Origin of the sequence: Pseudocolwellia sp. AS88, assembly GCF_030551755.1 — a bacterium.
In the GTDB taxonomy this organism is placed as follows: domain Bacteria; phylum Pseudomonadota; class Gammaproteobacteria; order Enterobacterales; family Alteromonadaceae; genus Pseudocolwellia.
The window spans coordinates 90583-106757 of record NZ_JAUPEC010000016.1 but is presented as its reverse complement, the minus strand read 5'-3'; the positions used below and the strand labels follow the sequence as shown (position 1 = coordinate 106757).

At 32.5% G+C, this 16175-nt stretch carries 21 protein-coding genes; 16 read left to right on the top strand and 5 right to left on the bottom strand.

What is annotated here, in order from left to right:
* Positions 1 to 117: 117 nt before the first annotated feature.
* From Q5N69_RS12450 to Q5N69_RS12375, 16 genes are all read left to right on the top strand, one after another.
* A complete protein-coding gene (locus Q5N69_RS12450) occupies positions 118 to 642 on the top strand; it encodes a hypothetical protein (RefSeq protein ID WP_304369265.1) in 525 nt (174 codons plus the stop codon).
* A 44-nt stretch (positions 643 to 686) separates the two neighbouring features.
* The gene (locus Q5N69_RS12445) at positions 687 to 1175 is read left to right on the top strand and encodes a DUF3592 domain-containing protein (protein WP_304369264.1); all 489 of its coding nucleotides are present in this window, start codon (positions 687 to 689) and stop codon (positions 1173 to 1175) included.
* Positions 1176 to 1475: 300 nt separating this feature from the next.
* Positions 1476 to 2369, top strand: coding sequence for a DUF2608 domain-containing protein (locus Q5N69_RS12440; protein WP_304369263.1), 894 nt, complete (start codon positions 1476 to 1478; stop codon positions 2367 to 2369).
* Positions 2370 to 2528: 159 nt separating this feature from the next.
* Positions 2529 to 2831, top strand: a complete 303-nt coding sequence (locus Q5N69_RS12435) for a hypothetical protein (protein WP_304369262.1) — start codon at positions 2529 to 2531, stop codon at positions 2829 to 2831.
* A gap of 128 nt (positions 2832 to 2959) precedes the next feature.
* Positions 2960 to 3643, top strand: coding sequence for a CPBP family intramembrane glutamic endopeptidase (locus Q5N69_RS12430; protein WP_304369261.1), 684 nt, complete (start codon positions 2960 to 2962; stop codon positions 3641 to 3643).
* A 137-nt stretch (positions 3644 to 3780) separates the two neighbouring features.
* Positions 3781 to 4320 carry a hydrolase gene (locus Q5N69_RS12425; protein WP_304369260.1) on the top strand — a complete coding sequence of 180 codons (540 nt, stop codon included), beginning with the start codon at positions 3781 to 3783 and terminating at the stop codon, positions 4318 to 4320.
* A gap of 270 nt (positions 4321 to 4590) precedes the next feature.
* Entirely contained in the window at positions 4591 to 4938 is a 348-nt protein-coding gene (locus Q5N69_RS12420; protein WP_304369259.1) for a DUF2282 domain-containing protein, read from the top strand.
* Positions 4928 to 5848, top strand: a complete 921-nt coding sequence (locus Q5N69_RS12415) for a DUF692 domain-containing protein (RefSeq protein WP_304369258.1) — start codon at positions 4928 to 4930, stop codon at positions 5846 to 5848. Before Q5N69_RS12420 ends, Q5N69_RS12415 begins: the two co-directional genes overlap by 11 nt.
* On the top strand, positions 5848 to 6672 hold the full coding sequence (locus Q5N69_RS12410; RefSeq protein WP_304369257.1) for a DNA-binding domain-containing protein: 825 nt from the start codon (positions 5848 to 5850) through the stop codon (positions 6670 to 6672). Before Q5N69_RS12415 ends, Q5N69_RS12410 begins: the two co-directional genes overlap by 1 nt.
* 26 nt (positions 6673 to 6698) lie before the next feature.
* Positions 6699 to 7247, top strand: a complete 549-nt coding sequence (locus Q5N69_RS12405) for a DoxX family protein (protein WP_304369256.1) — start codon at positions 6699 to 6701, stop codon at positions 7245 to 7247.
* A gap of 162 nt (positions 7248 to 7409) precedes the next feature.
* Positions 7410 to 8642 carry a sodium:proton antiporter gene (locus Q5N69_RS12400; RefSeq protein ID WP_304369255.1) on the top strand — a complete coding sequence of 411 codons (1233 nt, stop codon included), beginning with the start codon at positions 7410 to 7412 and terminating at the stop codon, positions 8640 to 8642.
* Between the two features lie 172 nt (positions 8643 to 8814).
* Entirely contained in the window at positions 8815 to 9327 is a 513-nt protein-coding gene (locus Q5N69_RS12395; RefSeq protein ID WP_304369254.1) for a YgjV family protein, read from the top strand.
* Positions 9328 to 9433: 106 nt separating this feature from the next.
* The gene (locus tag Q5N69_RS12390; RefSeq protein ID WP_304369253.1) at positions 9434 to 9925 is read left to right on the top strand and encodes a GNAT family N-acetyltransferase; all 492 of its coding nucleotides are present in this window, start codon (positions 9434 to 9436) and stop codon (positions 9923 to 9925) included.
* Positions 9926 to 9938: 13 nt separating this feature from the next.
* Positions 9939 to 10493, top strand: a complete 555-nt coding sequence (locus Q5N69_RS12385; protein WP_304369252.1) for a GNAT family N-acetyltransferase — start codon at positions 9939 to 9941, stop codon at positions 10491 to 10493.
* A 120-nt stretch (positions 10494 to 10613) separates the two neighbouring features.
* The gene (locus Q5N69_RS12380) at positions 10614 to 11180 is read left to right on the top strand and encodes a YdeI family protein (RefSeq protein ID WP_304369251.1); all 567 of its coding nucleotides are present in this window, start codon (positions 10614 to 10616) and stop codon (positions 11178 to 11180) included.
* 85 nt (positions 11181 to 11265) lie between these two features.
* Positions 11266 to 11613 carry a PDZ domain-containing protein gene (locus Q5N69_RS12375; protein ID WP_304369250.1) on the top strand — a complete coding sequence of 116 codons (348 nt, stop codon included), beginning with the start codon at positions 11266 to 11268 and terminating at the stop codon, positions 11611 to 11613.
* Between the two features lie 104 nt (positions 11614 to 11717).
* Here the strand turns inward: Q5N69_RS12375 and Q5N69_RS12370 are convergent, their stop codons facing one another.
* From Q5N69_RS12370 to Q5N69_RS12350, 5 genes are all read right to left on the bottom strand, one after another.
* The gene (locus tag Q5N69_RS12370; protein ID WP_304369249.1) at positions 11718 to 12377 is read right to left on the bottom strand and encodes a methyltransferase; all 660 of its coding nucleotides are present in this window, start codon (positions 12375 to 12377) and stop codon (positions 11718 to 11720) included.
* Positions 12378 to 12536: 159 nt separating this feature from the next.
* Positions 12537 to 13787 (bottom strand): tyrosine-type recombinase/integrase, encoded by a 1251-nt coding sequence (locus Q5N69_RS12365; RefSeq protein ID WP_304369248.1) that lies wholly within the window; start codon positions 13785 to 13787, stop codon positions 12537 to 12539.
* Positions 13788 to 14043: 256 nt separating this feature from the next.
* Complete coding sequence (locus Q5N69_RS12360) at positions 14044 to 14235, bottom strand: DUF417 family protein (protein WP_304369247.1); 192 nt, start codon at positions 14233 to 14235, stop codon at positions 14044 to 14046.
* 888 nt (positions 14236 to 15123) lie between these two features.
* On the bottom strand, positions 15124 to 15660 hold the full coding sequence (locus Q5N69_RS12355) for a cold shock domain-containing protein (RefSeq protein ID WP_304369246.1): 537 nt from the start codon (positions 15658 to 15660) through the stop codon (positions 15124 to 15126).
* Positions 15661 to 15791: 131 nt separating this feature from the next.
* Positions 15792 to 16082 carry an SDR family oxidoreductase gene (locus Q5N69_RS12350; RefSeq protein ID WP_304369269.1) on the bottom strand — a complete coding sequence of 97 codons (291 nt, stop codon included), beginning with the start codon at positions 16080 to 16082 and terminating at the stop codon, positions 15792 to 15794.
* Between the last annotated feature and the right edge of the window lie 93 nt (positions 16083 to 16175).

The window sequence follows — 16175 nt, the reverse complement described above, 5'->3', positions numbered from 1 at the left end:
AAAATATAAAACGCCCAATGAAGTACATCAGGCGTTTTAATTAAATGACTGTCAACCTATATTAGGACGGGTCATTTGTGTCAGTATTTTAGGCTCTATGTTCCAAGGAAGGTAAGTGTGAATCCGAATTTTGAAGAGTATTCTTTAGAAGAATTAGAAGAAGTTAAATCACATATAGATAATGAGATGTACCCTGAAAGGTATAAAAAAGTTTGTATTCTGATAGATAATATTAATTCAGGGAAACACACTCCATTACCTAAAGAGCAAATTCCTAATCCATTCCTCCTTAATGAACCTTTAAGAAAGGTTGACTCTACTGGCATTTATATTCCGAACTCTTTAACAAAATGTGAGATTATTGAGAACCTCATAATAATAATATTATTAATATCTTATGGGGTATATGGTTATTATAGTGGAGAACTACTTATCCCTATAAGTAAACACGAAAGTGCTTTTATTTATGGTAATTCTATATTAATTGCAAATCTCGCGTTTCTTTGTGGTTGTTTTTATACGCTATCTCATATTGTTGACCATTATGATAAGCGAGATAATGAAATTTATTATCATGAGTTTAGGATGTGGGTAAAATATTTGGGGATATTCTTATTAATTTTAGCCTGTATTATATCTTAGCCATTTAGATCTCTGTAAAAAGCGTTTTAAAGGTAATCTATCATATGATTGAATATATAAGTGATATGTGGAACCTTGCTGTTGATGGTGGTAAGCAAGGCGTTCTTTTTTTTGCTGCTTTGTATACATTTTTGGTATGTCTATATTCTTTTATTAGACAAATATTAATCAGACGTTGGCCTGTCACTAAAGGCGTATTAAAGAATGCTTCTTTAAGTAAGCAGGGCGCTCAAAGACTAGTATTATCAGATCAAGAATATAAAGTAGATTCATTATATTCATATAAAGTAGCTGATATTCATTACCATGGAACACGAGTATCACCATGGATAATTATTGCTTCTCACAATGCTAAGTTCTTACTTGAAAAGCAGTTGTCAGGTATCACAAATAATGAAGACGGTACGGTAAATGTGTTGTATAACCCGAATAATCCTCATAAAAGTTATTTGATTCAACCTGGAGTTATTGGTATGGCTGTTACCTTAGCTATTGCAATATTACCTGTGGTTTTATATTTAATTGAGTATTAATTGAAGTAAAACTTAAGCCTTTCATCGTTACTCGTTGCTTAAACCTGATGAATTTAATTAACAACAAAATGCTTATTTTATGAAAAACACCAATCTTGTGATGATACTTTGTTAGGTATTTTCCTTATAAAGGTTTTACAATGGCCATAATATGAGGATATTCATCAAATACTTAAATTATCAACAATAAATATTTAGAGACTTATGAGAACAATCTAAAACTGTTGGTATTTGAATCTTCAGTAACATAATACCTATTTAGCAAAGCATTATAATTTAGAAATTAATAAAGGAAAATACATGAGAGTTTTATCTGTAAAAGCATTTGCGCTTGCCGCTTTTGTGGCTACATCTGGTTGTTCTGTTAATACAAACTTAACGGACCTGCCAATTAAGAAAGAAGAAATTGTTTCATTTAATACCGTGGTAAAAGACGTAAATAACTTGAATGCCAAATATGGAAATTCGAATGTATTAATTGTTGTAGATATTGATAATACATTGCTTACAAATTCAGTCGATATTGGTGGCGATGTTTGGTACCAATGGCAGCGAGGCGCATTAGAAATTAAACCAAGTGAAGAGCAAAAGGTTGCTTGTTTATTTGAAGACTCAATTGGTCTACTTTATGAACTATCGCCAATGAATCTTACAGAAAACACTTTACCAAGTACTATTAAACAATGGCAATCAGACAATAATACAATTTTGGCTCTTACTTCTAGAGCACCTAAATACAGAGCAGCTACAGAAAGAGAGTTAATTAGAAATGGAATAAATTTAGAGGTTTCTGCGTTAACGCCTTTAGGACAAGAAGTTCCAGTTTACAGAGAAATGCTCCAAAGGGAGTTAAGTTACATGAAAGGTGTAATGATGACTTCAGGTATGAATAAAGGAGAAATGTTAAATTTTATTCTTGAGAAAACTGACCGCAAATTTGATGCAATTGTTTTTGTTGATGATTCAGAGAAAAATATAGTTAATGTTTATGAAGAATTTAAAGAACGAAACGACATCGATACTAATATCTATCATTACGTAAACATTGAAAAACAAAGAGAGACTGAATTTGGCTCTGTATTAACAGAATCGCAAGCAGCTAAAATGACTAATGATTGGGTGGAAATTAATAAGACTTTAAATACAATATTCCCACAAAGAGATCTTTCAAAAGGGTGTTTAAGTTCTAACTAATAAACTGAATGGCCAGAAAAATAGCATAAGCTAAGTCTCTAATATTACTTAGCTTATTATATGAAATTAATTCTTTAGCCATTACCTTAACCTATTGTATAATATAGCTATTTTCATTTCATGTTTTAACTCGTTATATCTTCCACACAGGTAAACCCAATGCGTATCAACAAAACAATATCTTCATTAGTTTTTATTATTTTACTTACTTCTTGCAGTGATACAGATATCGAAGAGTTGGTATTTAGAAAAACCTTAGAATACAGTTTAATTGATTCTTGCGAAGATGATGAAGAATGCAAAGAAGCCGTTAAAAGCCAAATTCAAGAGTGTATGGTTTCTAGTAATTGGCTCAAATTTTTGAAAAATCAAGATGATGAAAATGAGTTAGATACTTTTACCGAAAAGTTCTATGCTTGTATTGTTGATGGTGACGGCAATCCCTATTTTTATACCCCCTAAAATACCTATTGTTTGCCATAAAGTATTGCCAAAACTCATATCGACTTAAGTAATCGATAATGTAAAGGTATAAAAGAAATTAAAATGTACTGAGTTCTGGGGAATGAATTAGTTAGCAATGGAATACTATGAATAGTTCAGAAGTAGCAATTTTAGGATTTATTTTACTCTTTCCTGTAGTTGATTTTATTAACGAGAAATATAAATCAAACAATAAAATCTTTGAATATTTGAAGATTGCTTCCTTTATATGGCTTCCTACCATATTTTTAGTCTATCTTTATTCTGATAATAAACTTTCGGTTGTTGATTTTGGTTTTCATATTGAAAATAACTGGCAAAACATTTTATTTATCTCCTTACTTTTTATAGCAATAATTTATTTGTTCCTGTTAATCAGGTCAATTATTTCAAGTGAAGAATTAAGAGCTGCTATAAAGACTAAGACTGAATCTTTTAAAGATCTTTTACCAGAAACTAAAAATGAAATGTTGGTATTTACATTAATAGTTTCTGTAACAGCAGGCATATGTGAAGAACTCATTTTTCGAGCATATCTTTTTACCCTTATAGATAATCATATGGGAATTGTAGCTGCGATAGTATTAAGTAGTATTATTTTTGGTCTTTGGCACATATATTTAGGGTGGCAGGAAGTTATAAGAACCAGTGTTATGGGCGCTATCTTTTGCTGTATTTATATTATTACAGGCAATATTATCATTCCTATACTCATTCATATTTTTGTAGATGTTTACAGCGGTCTTATGTTTTATTTTGCAGTGCGTAAATCAGACAAAATCATTAACTAGAGTCAGACAGAATATTCTATTTATAGTCTGTTCATTACTTTTTTTACTTTTGGAGCGTAAAGGAAAACGTGTACTTTCGAGTTAAACTAAGTAGTTTTTAATAATCATATTCAAGCTTTCAAGTCTGGGAGACTTTAATGTTAATCAAAGATAATACAGGACTTATTGTTATTGATATTCAGGGTAAACTTGCTCACTTGGTTGATGACAGTACAAAGCTAATCTCTAATTGTGTAAAACTCATCAAAGGATCTAACGAACTTGGATTACCTATTATTTTACTGGAACAAAATCCTGAAAAACTAAGCTCAACAGTTGATGAATTAACGACTATTCTTACTGATATTACTCCCATAACCAAATATACTTTTGATGCTTGTGCGTCGCTAGATTTCTTAAACTCTATTAAAAATAATAATGTAGATACTTGGCTTGTTTGTGGCATTGAGGCGCATATTTGTGTTTACCAAACGGCTAGAGGTTTGGCAGAGCAAGGCTACAAGGTTGAACTTGTTAGTGATTGTGTTTCATCTAGAACTTTATTAAATAAACAACTTGCCGTTAATCGTTTACAAGATTGTGGTGTAGAGATTACAGGCTTAGAAATGTGTTTATATGAACTGGTTAGGGATTGTAGAACACCTGAATTTAAACAGATTTTAGATTTAGTGCGATAGGAATCGTTTATTTTATTTTTGTCAGAGACATTCTTACCTAATTTATTAATCTCTCCATATCGTATTTTACTCAGTATTTATAAGCCTAAGCTATAATGATTTCATTAATATTCGAAATTAATACTTTTTTTTTGAAATATTATTTTACAAGTATAGGTCTCTTAAGTTGATAACACAGGGATATTGCATATCCTTAATATAATTGTTTTGAGCATGTTATTAATAACGCCCATAAAACAATAAAGAATTTTTTAATCAGGAGAATAACAAATGAACAAAGCAAATTTAACTAAAGCATTATTAGTTGGCGCGTCGGTAGCAGTATTAAGTGCAGGTGCAACAGCTGGGGCAAATAGCCAATTATCAATTGCTGAAGATGCAGCACCTCAAGTACAAGAAAAGCTTACTAAATGGTTAGCTGGTGATAAAGCTCGTGGTCGTAAAGATAAGTGTTACGGTATTGCTTTAGCTGGTGAGAATGATTGTAAAGCAGGTGCTGGTACAAGTTGTGAAGGTACTTCAACTGTAGATTTTCAAGCAAATGCTTGGACTTATTCTCCTAAAGGCACATGTGAGTCAATTGTAACACCTAACGGAAAAGGTTCTCTTGAAGGTTAATAACTTACATTTTCCCCAGCGCATTCATGCTGGGGAGCATTTAGGTGCAGGTTTAAGTTTAAAACCTGAACACCTTGATGAAATTTTAGCTTTGCCTTTACAACAGCAATCTAAAAATAATTTATGGTTTGAGGTACATACCGAAAACTTCTTCGTTGAAGGCGGACCACGATTAAATTACTTGAGCGCTATTCGTGAAAATTATCATGTGAGCTTTCACGGTGTTGGTGGATCTTTAGGATCTGACCATAAATCTATGACAGCGCATACTAAACAAGTAAAAGCTTTAATAGATAAGTTTCAACCAAGCTTAGTTTCAGAGCACGCAGTATGGTCTAAATCTCAAGGTAAATACTTTGCAGATTTACTGCCATTGCCTCGAACCCAAGATGCACTGCAATCTTTAATTGATGGAATTGATTGTTACCAAACAGGTATTGGTCGATCTATTTTAATTGAAAACCCAAGTAACTATTTAGACTTTATAAGTGATATGGATGAACCTCAATTTTTAGTTGAGGCAGCTAAGCGCAGCGGTTGTGGCTTACTTATCGATATTAATAATATATATATTAGTAGTAAAAATACAGGAATTGACGCCCTGAACTATTTGAAGCAAATACCAAGCGACCTTGTTGGAGAAATTCATATAGCAGGTCATGATGAAGATCCTACTCTTGGTCAGTCTTTATTAATTGATAGTCATGCTGCAGCAGTAGCAACACCCGTATGGAAATTATTGGAACAAGCCTTAGAATTATTTGGTCATGTTCCTGTTCTTGTTGAGCGAGATGCAAATATTCCTTCGTTTGATGAGCTTATGAGTGAACGTAAAACTGCACAAAATTATTTAGATCAATGTGAGATAAAATCTAGCTCCGATTTATCTTTTACAGAAGTGATGCGTTAATGAGTACAGAACAATACATTGATGCTTTTGCTCAGTATTTACGTAACGGTGATTCGACTGGAATAGAAATTTTCTGCGAAAACTCATCACATATTAATCGATTAGCAGTGTATCGCAATGGCTTTTATAAAGGCTGTATTGATGCTCTATCTGCCAATTTCCCTATGTGTGAAAAAAAGTTAGGTGCTGAGCGCTTTCGAGAAATGGCTCGACTATATGTTGACCACTTCCCACCAGAGCAAGGAACTTTAGTTGGATACGGAATTAATTTTCCTCAATTTTTAGAAAACTTGTTTAGTGATATCGAGCTTAACGATAAAGAGAGTGTTGAATTAGCTGAATATCAGCAAATTACATCTGATTCATATACAAACTTAGTGAATATCGCTCAGCTAGATTATGCCTGGTTAAAGAGTTTAATGAGTGCCGACTCGAACGGAACATTAACTATAGAGAATGTGACTGAACTTTTAGAACAAGGAATTGAACTTACAGATTTAAATGTAAGGCTAAATCCTAGTGTGTTTTTAGTGCAAGTCTATGAAAACGCTTTTTCTGAATGGATTTCACTAAAAACTAATAATGACGATGATCTATATGAAACCGCTAATGTTAGTTTTGTTATGTTATGGCGTATACAAGGTGCTGTGCAAGCACGTTTACTGACGCTTGCAGAAGTCGCTTTAATGCAGACATTGCTAGGTAAAAGTAAACCTTTGAGTGAAGCCTTTGAAGCAGCTCTAACAATAGATGAAAACTTTGATGTAAGTGATGCCTTTACCGCATGCTTGCAAAATGAACTATTAGAAATAAAAATTAATTAAAAACATAATAATATTAAGGAACAAACATGGGTATGGTAAAAAAATTACAATTGTTGTACGTACAGATGGGCGAGCAATTATCAAAGTTTTTAGAGCCTTTAGCACTATTATTTATGCGCTTTATGGTAGCGAAAGTTTTCTTAGATTCAGGTTTAAGTAAATGGGATGGTTTTTTACAATTTAATGTAGATAAATACGACCTATTTAAATATGAATTCTTCTGCCCAGACCCAATAAGGGAAGGGGCTTTACTACTATGTGATCCACAAACATTAGATTATGTAGATGGTTCTCTTGTTGTAACAATTATCGAGTCATTAGCTGTGGTAGCTGGTGTTGTAGAAGTATTACTTCCAATATTACTAATAATTGGTTTGTTTTCTCGTTTTGCTGCGTTAGGCCTTATCGGTATGACGATGTTTATTCAGTTAGCTGTTTTCCCAACTTTAGATCACTGGATTAACCCAGCTTCTTGGTGGGCAGCGACGTTATTAGTACTTTTCGCACGTGGACCAGGCTTTTTATCTGTTGACAGATTTATAGGTCTAGATGCCAAACGCTCATCGTCTAATTAATCTTTAAACAGATTTTAATGTAATCAATGTTAATGATAACCGGCCAAGCGCCGGTTATTTTTTATGTGGGGTTCAGTACAATAACGTTAAATAAAACCTATTTATGCGTTCCAGTAACTAACAACTCTAAAAGTTCACAATCAATTATTATAGGGATCACTAATGGAAATAGGATTACTCATTATTCTTTTTTCAGTTATTACTTACGCTATGTTAGCTAAAAGACTGTCTACAACTATTCTAACAGCCCCTATGGTGTTCTTAGGCATGGGTTATCTTATGTCACAATCTGGAATGATTCATATTGGTGATGCACATGAGACAGTTTATCTTATTGCAGAAATATCCCTTGTTGTATTACTGTTTTTAGACGCTTCTCAAATCAATTTACGAAGATTAAAAAAGCAAAGATCTTGGCCTTTAAGAATGTTGTTAATTGGTATTCCATTAAGTATTTTAATTGGTACTGGCTTTGCTTATTTGTTTTTCCCTCATTGGTCTTGGGCAATGTTAGCTTTAATCGCTGCGATATTGGCACCTACAGATGCAGCCCTTGGACAAGCTGTTGTCAGTAATGAAAGTGTACCTATAAACGAGCGTCAAAGTTTATCGGTAGAGAGCGGGTTAAATGATGGTCTTGCGCTTCCTGTTATTTTATTTTTTGCCAGCCTTGTTGCAATGGAAACAGGATCTCAAGTAAGTGATATATCTTGGTTGATGTTTGGTTTTACACAAATATTTGTAGGTATATTAGTGGGTGTTGGAATAGGGTGGATGAGTGGACGGTTATTTCTCTTTTCAGAATCTAAAGAAACATCATCATCTATATATGAAGGTATTGGTGTTTTAGCCCTTACAGGTATTTCCTATATTATGGCTAGTTTACTTGGGGGGAATGGCTTTATTTCAGCGTTTGTTGCAGGTTTAGCTTTTGGTAATATTGTAAAAGGGCATTGCCGATTTATTTATCAATTTACAGAAAGTGAAGGGCAAATATTAATATGGAGCTCGTTTGTTATTATTGGTCTTGGTCTTTTACCTACTGCCATTGAGCACTTATCTTTACCTGTAGTTGGTTATATTATTGTTAGTATCTTTATTGTACGTCCGCTAGCTATTTATTTATCTTTACTTGGTACAAAATCTAAAACTCTTACTCGTTTATTTATGGGATTCTTTGGACCGAGAGGTCTTGCCACTGCACTTTTTGCACTAATTATTTCTAAAGATATTTTAGGTGAATATGGACATTCAATTATAATAGTAGCGATTAATGCTGTATGGATAAGTACCTTAATTCACGGTATTGCAGCGGCACCAATGGCTGAATGGTATGGAACTAAAATTAAGAAGTTGAAAATCAAAGCAAGAGAGTCAGCAAAGCTTAGAAAATAATATATACACTTTTACAAATAGCATAGAAACTTAAACATTATAAAAGAACGAAAGTATTCTATGCTATTGTTAATAATAAATTTGCGGATCAAATATCTGATTCATCTCTATATCCTTCTATAAAAAAACGTTATTCTTCTAGTTCGTTATTTTTATCTGTATTTTGAATCCTATGCCAGACTTTTTACTCTCCCAGTTGCTAGTTAGTTTTACTCTGGCTATTGAATGTTTTGCTATGCAACTTAAGAATAAAAACCGTATTCTTGCGCTTTTATCTTTAAGTTGTTTATTCAACGGATTTCATTATTTATTACTTGATCAACCAACAGCAGGTTACATATTTTTATTCTCAAGTATCAGATTTTTAATTTCTATTAAATGGAAGTTTCAATGGATGGCCGTGGCTTCTCTTTGTGTAAGTTTGTTCATTTGTATTTATACCTACGTTGGTTATTTAAGTATATTAGGTTTTATTGCCACTATTTTTATTACCACAGGTTCATTTAGTAATAATGATAAATTTTTACGTATAATGATGATATTAGGTGGTACGTTATGGCTAATTCATAATGTTATGTTGTGGACTCCAGTAGGTATTTTGGTTGAAGTTGTGTTTGTTGGTAGTAGTGCTGTGGGTTTTTATCGTTATTACATCGCAAAACAAGTTGGTAAAGCAACGCCATAGTAGGTTATAAATAATGACAACAATAGCTGAAAACAGCTCTCATAAATAATATAGTTATTTAAATGATATTTTTTCCATGAGCATTTCTTAGAATTAAGGTTTTAAATTGAAATTACATATTAGACATTTTGAACAATCAGATCTTAAAGACTTAGCTGAGATATATAGTTATCCTTCGGTAACAGAAAACACGTCTCAAGTACCTTTTCTTAGTTCAAGTGACGTAGAAAAATTCTTTCAAAGCCCAACAGATTATATATTGGTTGCAGAATTAGATAATAAAGTGATAGGACATATAAGCCTTATTATGTCGAATAAACCGAGAGAAAAACATTCAGCATCTTTAGCTATAGCAGTGCATCCTGATAGTCATGGCAAAGGAGTAGGACGACAACTACTTACAGAAGCAATTAACCAAGCGGACAAATGGTTAAATATCTTACGTTTAGAGTTAGAAGTTTACCCTGAAAATAAAGCTGCATTATCTCTTTACCAGAAGTTTGGTTTTGAAATTGAAGGTGAGAAAAAGTGTTGCAGTTTTAAGGATGGAAAATTTTCCAACTTACTTCTTTTATCTCGTTTGAATATGTCAGTGTAATAAATGATTTAATATGAAAATTAACCTTGTACCGCTTTCTCGATCTAACGATAACTATTTAGACGTTATTGATCTTTATAAAGAAGCCTTTACTACGGTTAGAAATATTCCTACGTGGTTACTTAAATTTAAACTCAGAAATGGTAAAGATGGATTTAATGTTATTTATGCGGGTGATATTTGGGTAGGCCTTATTTATACCACAGAGTATAAAGATATTGTATTTGTGCATTTTTTTGCTATATCAGAATCTTGTCGATCGAGTGGATATGGCAGTAAAGTGATAGATTTATTAAAAACTATTCATACAAATAAAAAAATTGTACTTAACATTGAAAAGCTTGATGAGCGAGAGAATAACTATAAGCAAAGATCTAAACGTAAAGCTTTCTATCAAAAAAACGGATTCACATCATCTGGTTATATTGTAAAGGAACCAAGAGAAGAACTTGAAATGCTTATTTTTGGTGGCTGTATCCATAAAGAAGAAATTGAAGCGATGTATAAGTATCTTTTTGGTAGTATTATTAGCTGTTTTCTTAAACCTAAAGTTATAAAACTCTTTTAGCTTTAATATTAGATTCAGAGCATGGTAAACCCCTGAAAAAAGATCAAAATATTAAAGTTTACCTACAATTTATTAAAACATTATTAGCTGTAGAACATAAGTAATTTAGGACGTTAGACAATGGAATGTATTATTTTTTTTAAAAAACAAACAGAGTTTTATCATTGGTTAGAACAAAACCCAGAAGCTACTGAACTCTGGGTTGGGTATTATAAAAAAAATGCTGATCGTGAAAGTATAACTTGGTCTGACTCTGTAGATGTAGCTCTTTGTTTTGGTTGGATTGACGGCATTAGAAAATCTATTAACGAAGACAGTTATAAAATACGTTTTACTCCTCGTAAAGTAAATAGTGTGTGGAGTGCGGTAAACGTTAAAAAAGTAGAAACTTTGATCCCTCTTGGAAAAATGAAGCCGGCTGGATTATATGTTTTTAACAAAAGATCGGATAAAAAGGGTTATTCTTCGCAAGACCGAAATGTGCCTCTTGCTACTGAATACGAAGAAATACTACAAGCTAATAACAAAGCATGGAATTTTTTTAACAACTTAGCGCCTTCATATAAAAGAGATTCTATTTGGTGGGTAATGAGTGCTAAAAAAAAAGAAACTCAATTAACAAGATTAAGTATACTGATCACTTCCTTAGAAGAAGGCCAGAAAATCCCTTCATTACGTAAAAAGTAAAATAAATCTATTTATAAGCTTTCAAATTCTTTATAGTTATTAATTATCAAATGGCTAATATTTATTAGCCTTACAAGGAAAGTATATGTTTTATCAAAAGATTTTATTGTTATGTTGTTTATCTTTTTGCTCATTATATTCAGCAGCAAAAGACCCAAGCAAAGTTGGGATCACTTGGGATGTTACCGCTAGTGGTTTCTTTTCTCCTGAAATTACAGAGTTAACCGTTAAAAAGGTAGTCGCTGATTCTCCAGCTGAAAAAGCAGGTTTCAAAATTGGAGATAAAGTAATATCTATTGAAAATTGTGAAATTCCTGGTTGTTCCGCATCTAAAGCCAAATCGTATCTTAAGTCGGAATCTGGAACAAAATTACACTTTGTTATAGAAGGCTCTGAAGGTAAAAATGAAAATATTATTCTTACTGTAGGCTAGTTATAGTAGAGTCAAAAATGTCGTTACTTAATCAAAATAACGACATTCTTTTATATGGTTGCAGCTAAAATTAAGAAGATTTTTATTTAATAAACATATGCTATTTATGGAGATGTACGCACAAACTTTAGAATATGTCCTTTAAATTCTTTAACTAAAAAATCTGTATGTTCTGGTTTCTGTTGCGTTGCAGTAAAGCCTAGAGCCATCATCTTAGCACTCAAACTATTTTTCCTACCACGACCAGGATCTACAATAATAACTTCACATGTAGGATTTGCATGATCCGCCAAAAAGCTCACTAATAGTTCTGTGTGTTCATCTTCATAAAGTAAATCGCTACCAATAATTAAATCGAATAATCCAAGGTCGTCGTCTTTATTGGTCCAATCAACTTGCTCAAATGCAATTGCATCATCACCATTAAGTAATGCGTTTCTTTTTAAAAAGTTATTAACCTCAGGATGGTAATCTGTTGCTGTAATATCAGCTGATTGTTTATTAAGAAGTAAGCTGGATAACGCCATGCCGCAACCAACTTCTAAAATTCTTTTACTGCCCGTTTCATAATCTTTTATGTAGTGAGCGAGAACTAAACCTGAAGGCCAAACAACTCCAAAAATAGGCCATGTTGCAGAAGAAATACCTAATTTTTCAGCAATTTGGTTAGGATCTGAGAATTCTTGATTATCACGAAGTGTACAAAGATGGATATCTATTTTATCAAATTCTATTGTTTGATAACTTAATCGTAGATCTGTCATTGGCTGTCTCTAAGTAGAGCGCTGAGCCAGGTACCGAAGTAAAATGACAAAACGAAGGAACAAACAGAATATAGTAATCGACTGAATTAGCAACAGTTTTTACGGTATTCTTTAGGTTGATTTGGACCTTCATATTACCTTTAATTAAAGACAAATCTGCTAGTTAACTTTACGCTCTTTACCACTTTTAGCGCGTAATTTACTTTCACTATGCACATAAACAGTATCGGTAGTCGCCATACTTGCATGACCCAAGTCTTCAGAAACATCTTTAAGAGGGCGACCACGCTCAATTTCCATACTTGCACCTGTATGTCTTAGCCAATGGGTTGATGCTTCTTTTAGTTTTAGTGCTTTATCTTCACCAACATCTTGTTTCATATTTAAGTAAGCTTTATCGAAAACTGTTTGCACTAAGCGTCTTAAATGTCGTGAAGTCATGCCACCTTGGCCACGAATTTTCTCAACTAATACTGTATTTTCGTTACTTGTTGGCAAACTTGATAATCCTCTTGAAGCTCTATAGCGCTTCAAAAATGGAATGTAGTCTTCTGGTACTGTGGTGTCGCGTAATTTACGACCTTTACCAAAAACTTTTAACCACCAGTTATCATCTTCGTCTTGCCAGAAATGTCCCATAATTGGTGACCAAGCAGGGCGTTCTGATAATTCAGAAATACGTAAAAATAAAGTTTTTAGAGATGCTATTACAAACAAACTTCGCTCAAATGTTTCATCTTCATTAGCCATACTAATGGCTGTTTCCAACACATATTCCCACTGAGGTGTACTCAAGCGTTTTACTTCTTTTACCTGAGCGTCAGTTATAAAATGGCGACAATCTTTTTTAGCTATTTGTGCAGGATTACCTAAACAATGTTCTTCACCCATTAAATAACTATAAAACACAATTAAAGCGGTAAATGTTGATGTTAATGTTTGCTGAGAAGGACGGTATTTTTTCTTATCAATATCTGCAACATCTTGTATATTTTTAAGACTTTTAGGTATTTGAATTTTATATGGCGACCAAAACTCGTTCGCTGTTGAGTAGCCATTCGATAACTTGAAACGTTCTTGGTTTGATGTACCTATCCAGCTAACAGGGGGTAACCAGCAAAAGTCAGCATATTCAAGAATGTCATTTTTACGAAGTTGATCTATCGGCGTTTTCTTTATAATGAATGCCCATAATAAGAAACGTTCTATTTCATTCCTAAAACGGTCGTAAGTATGAATCGATTTGTTTCGACCCGTATATTCAAGAAAAGCTTGTCCCCATTTAAAATGCTCAATCCACCATTTATCTTCAGATTTGAACAAATCATCGAGCTCAGGATAATCCTCAAAATCGAATTCAAGTAGATCAATATAAGCAGGGTATAAAGGTACAGGTTTAGTTAATGACATTTTAAATCTTATCTTTCATGGCTGTTAATAAGCTTAACTCAATGATGATAAGTGTAATTTCTTAATCTTACTATGTCCAATACTAAAAAGGCTAGGGCATTGATATTTTAGAAAAATGATTTTCATTATATTGTTAAAGTTAAACTTTCGGTTGGTATGTAATTGGAACATCATGGTTGTAAGACAAATCAATAAAGCCAGCATGAAACACTGGCTTTGAGGATAAAATATTGCTTAGGTAAGAATAAATAAAATTTTATTTTTTAATACTGAGTGCTTTACCTAGTAACCAAACAGAAGCAGCTAATAAAACTAAATCTTTAACTAAAAACTGACCTGGTACTACATTTAGTGCTGGAAACCCACCTAAAGAAGCTTCCCAAACTGGCGCTGTTAACAGCAGACTTGAGATGATAATCAGATATTGGTGATCGAGTATAAATACCAATGTTTAAATTAATCAGTTTATATATTGATGTATTTATAGAAGCTTGGTGAATCTAGATGTAAGACTTAATAACTTGTAGAGATGTTAATAAGCTTGTTGCACATAATCCAAGTATATGGATTTTAAGAATTCAGAATTCATTTGTTTATCTATATTTAATCATTTGTATATAACAGCTTAGTAAATTTAAATGTTAGGTTAAAAAGCTTAAGTTAAATTAAAATGATTTTGTGTTTTAAAAAATTAAACATTTGTATGTATATAACAGTGATAATTCACAAATAGATAACTCATCAATTTAAAGCTTTTAATTTTTTGCTTTTAAATAAACAAAGCTCAGATTGTTTTATAAATTTAATATATCAGTAATTTTTCCACTAAAAATTAAAAGTCTATACATAGTGTTTGCGTAAACTTAAGACCAAATTCATCAAATTACATTAAACTCAACTCGGTTAACTATTTGAGCTAAAACATAGATAATCTATAAGCTTGAATTAAAACCCATATGATAAACGTTAAAATTCGATATATATCAATGCTTTATATAGCAGATATACAAACAGATATAATGTGAGAATGAAATTTACATAATGTGGGTAAATTCAGGCTAAACATCTATTTAAAGCGCCAAACACACTAAGTCCAATACTGAACAGTATTGGACTTAGTGGGGTTTGATGAGTATAACCGTGTATGCTTGTCTGTGTATCTATGTAATGTTTGTTTTTATTCGTTGTAAAGAAATCAGACTTACTTAATTAACTGCCAATAATAAACACTGTTTAGTTTCTCTGTGTTTGTCTTTTATATAATTACTCTAGATTATTGTTCAGTTATTCAAGTAAGACATTATTGAAATACTTTCATCAATTTAGATTTGTGTTTTTAAAACTGTCTCTCACAAGGAATTCCATCACGGTCACCATCCATTTTAGTATTGGGACAGTGTTGAATAAAATACTCAGCTTCAGCACGCGATCTCATTTGGCTACAATGTTGACGTCCATCACAAGTAAAACTTTGTGTTGGTGTTTTTGTTAATGGCTTTGATATAGACGATTCTTCTATAAGCTGCGTTTGTGGTATTTGATTTGTTTTACCTAAATCTAGGCGTTGAACTATGAATGCTGTAAATCCAACAAAAATAAGTCCGTAAATAAGTTTATTGCTAGATTTTGGTTTGCTATGTTTAGATACTTGTAAAGTGCTTATCGATTTTGCCCCCTCAATACGTGCATTTATCGCTCGTGTTTTACCTTGATGCTGCTCAATATTAAAGTGGATATAGTCGCCCTGTTTAGGTTTTCTACTCATGTGACTAAGTTCAGAAATATGGATAAAGGTATCATTACTTAAATCAGGGGATTTGATAAAGCCAAAACCTTTTGCATTATCCCACTTTGTTAACTGACCTCGGTACATAACATTCCTTGTATATATATTTGTATTATTAACAAGGGATTATACTGCTAATCCAAATAAGATCTAAGGCTTCTTTTAAAAATAGTTATTTAAAATGAATAGTCTCTTTTATTCTTAAGCTACTGAGCAGTCTATCCGCCATCAACTTTTTGGCTACTTGCTGTAACAAGTCGGCTTGCATCTGACGCAACTGCGCCCATAATATATTCAACAACTCCAACATTGCCTAATGGTATTTTTGTTAGGGTTTCTTGTTGGAATTCTTCAGAATTAAAAAAGTTTTCTATCATTGGGAGGTTGATAAATGTTGGGTAGATGCTATCAACTCTTATAGGATTTGGTGCTAATTCTACAGCCATAGCTTTTAAACCTTCGATTGCATGCTTAATAATACAGTAAACAGTTCTATTTGAAGCACCTATATGTCACATCTGTAAAGGCATATTGATGATACTTCCGCCCTGCTTATTTGCCAGCTTTTTAGCCAGAATTTGTTGTGCAAAAAAGAAACACCT

What these genes read in the sequence shown, in the direction of transcription:
- Q5N69_RS12445 (WP_304369264.1), top strand. Translation starts at nt 687, where the DNA reads ATGATTGAATATATAAGTGATATGTGGAACCTTGCTGTTGATGGTGGT.
- Q5N69_RS12440 (WP_304369263.1), top strand. Translation starts at nt 1,476, where the DNA reads ATGAGAGTTTTATCTGTAAAAGCATTTGCGCTTGCCGCTTTTGTGGCT.
- Q5N69_RS12435 (WP_304369262.1), top strand. Translation starts at nt 2,529, where the DNA reads ATGCGTATCAACAAAACAATATCTTCATTAGTTTTTATTATTTTACTT.
- Q5N69_RS12430 (WP_304369261.1), top strand. Translation starts at nt 2,960, where the DNA reads ATGAATAGTTCAGAAGTAGCAATTTTAGGATTTATTTTACTCTTTCCT.
- Q5N69_RS12425 (WP_304369260.1), top strand. Translation starts at nt 3,781, where the DNA reads ATGTTAATCAAAGATAATACAGGACTTATTGTTATTGATATTCAGGGT.
- Q5N69_RS12420 (WP_304369259.1), top strand. Translation starts at nt 4,591, where the DNA reads ATGAACAAAGCAAATTTAACTAAAGCATTATTAGTTGGCGCGTCGGTA.
- Q5N69_RS12410 (WP_304369257.1), top strand. Translation starts at nt 5,848, where the DNA reads ATGAGTACAGAACAATACATTGATGCTTTTGCTCAGTATTTACGTAAC.
- Q5N69_RS12405 (WP_304369256.1), top strand. Translation starts at nt 6,699, where the DNA reads ATGGGTATGGTAAAAAAATTACAATTGTTGTACGTACAGATGGGCGAG.
- Q5N69_RS12400 (WP_304369255.1), top strand. Translation starts at nt 7,410, where the DNA reads ATGGAAATAGGATTACTCATTATTCTTTTTTCAGTTATTACTTACGCT.
- Q5N69_RS12395 (WP_304369254.1), top strand. Translation starts at nt 8,815, where the DNA reads ATGCCAGACTTTTTACTCTCCCAGTTGCTAGTTAGTTTTACTCTGGCT.
- Q5N69_RS12385 (WP_304369252.1), top strand. Translation starts at nt 9,939, where the DNA reads ATGAAAATTAACCTTGTACCGCTTTCTCGATCTAACGATAACTATTTA.
- Q5N69_RS12380 (WP_304369251.1), top strand. Translation starts at nt 10,614, where the DNA reads ATGGAATGTATTATTTTTTTTAAAAAACAAACAGAGTTTTATCATTGG.
- Q5N69_RS12375 (WP_304369250.1), top strand. Translation starts at nt 11,266, where the DNA reads ATGTTTTATCAAAAGATTTTATTGTTATGTTGTTTATCTTTTTGCTCA.
- Q5N69_RS12370 (WP_304369249.1), bottom strand. Translation starts at nt 12,377, where the DNA reads ATGACAGATCTACGATTAAGTTATCAAACAATAGAATTTGATAAAATA.
- Q5N69_RS12365 (WP_304369248.1), bottom strand. Translation starts at nt 13,787, where the DNA reads ATGTCATTAACTAAACCTGTACCTTTATACCCTGCTTATATTGATCTA.
- Q5N69_RS12355 (WP_304369246.1), bottom strand. Translation starts at nt 15,660, where the DNA reads ATGTACCGAGGTCAGTTAACAAAGTGGGATAATGCAAAAGGTTTTGGC.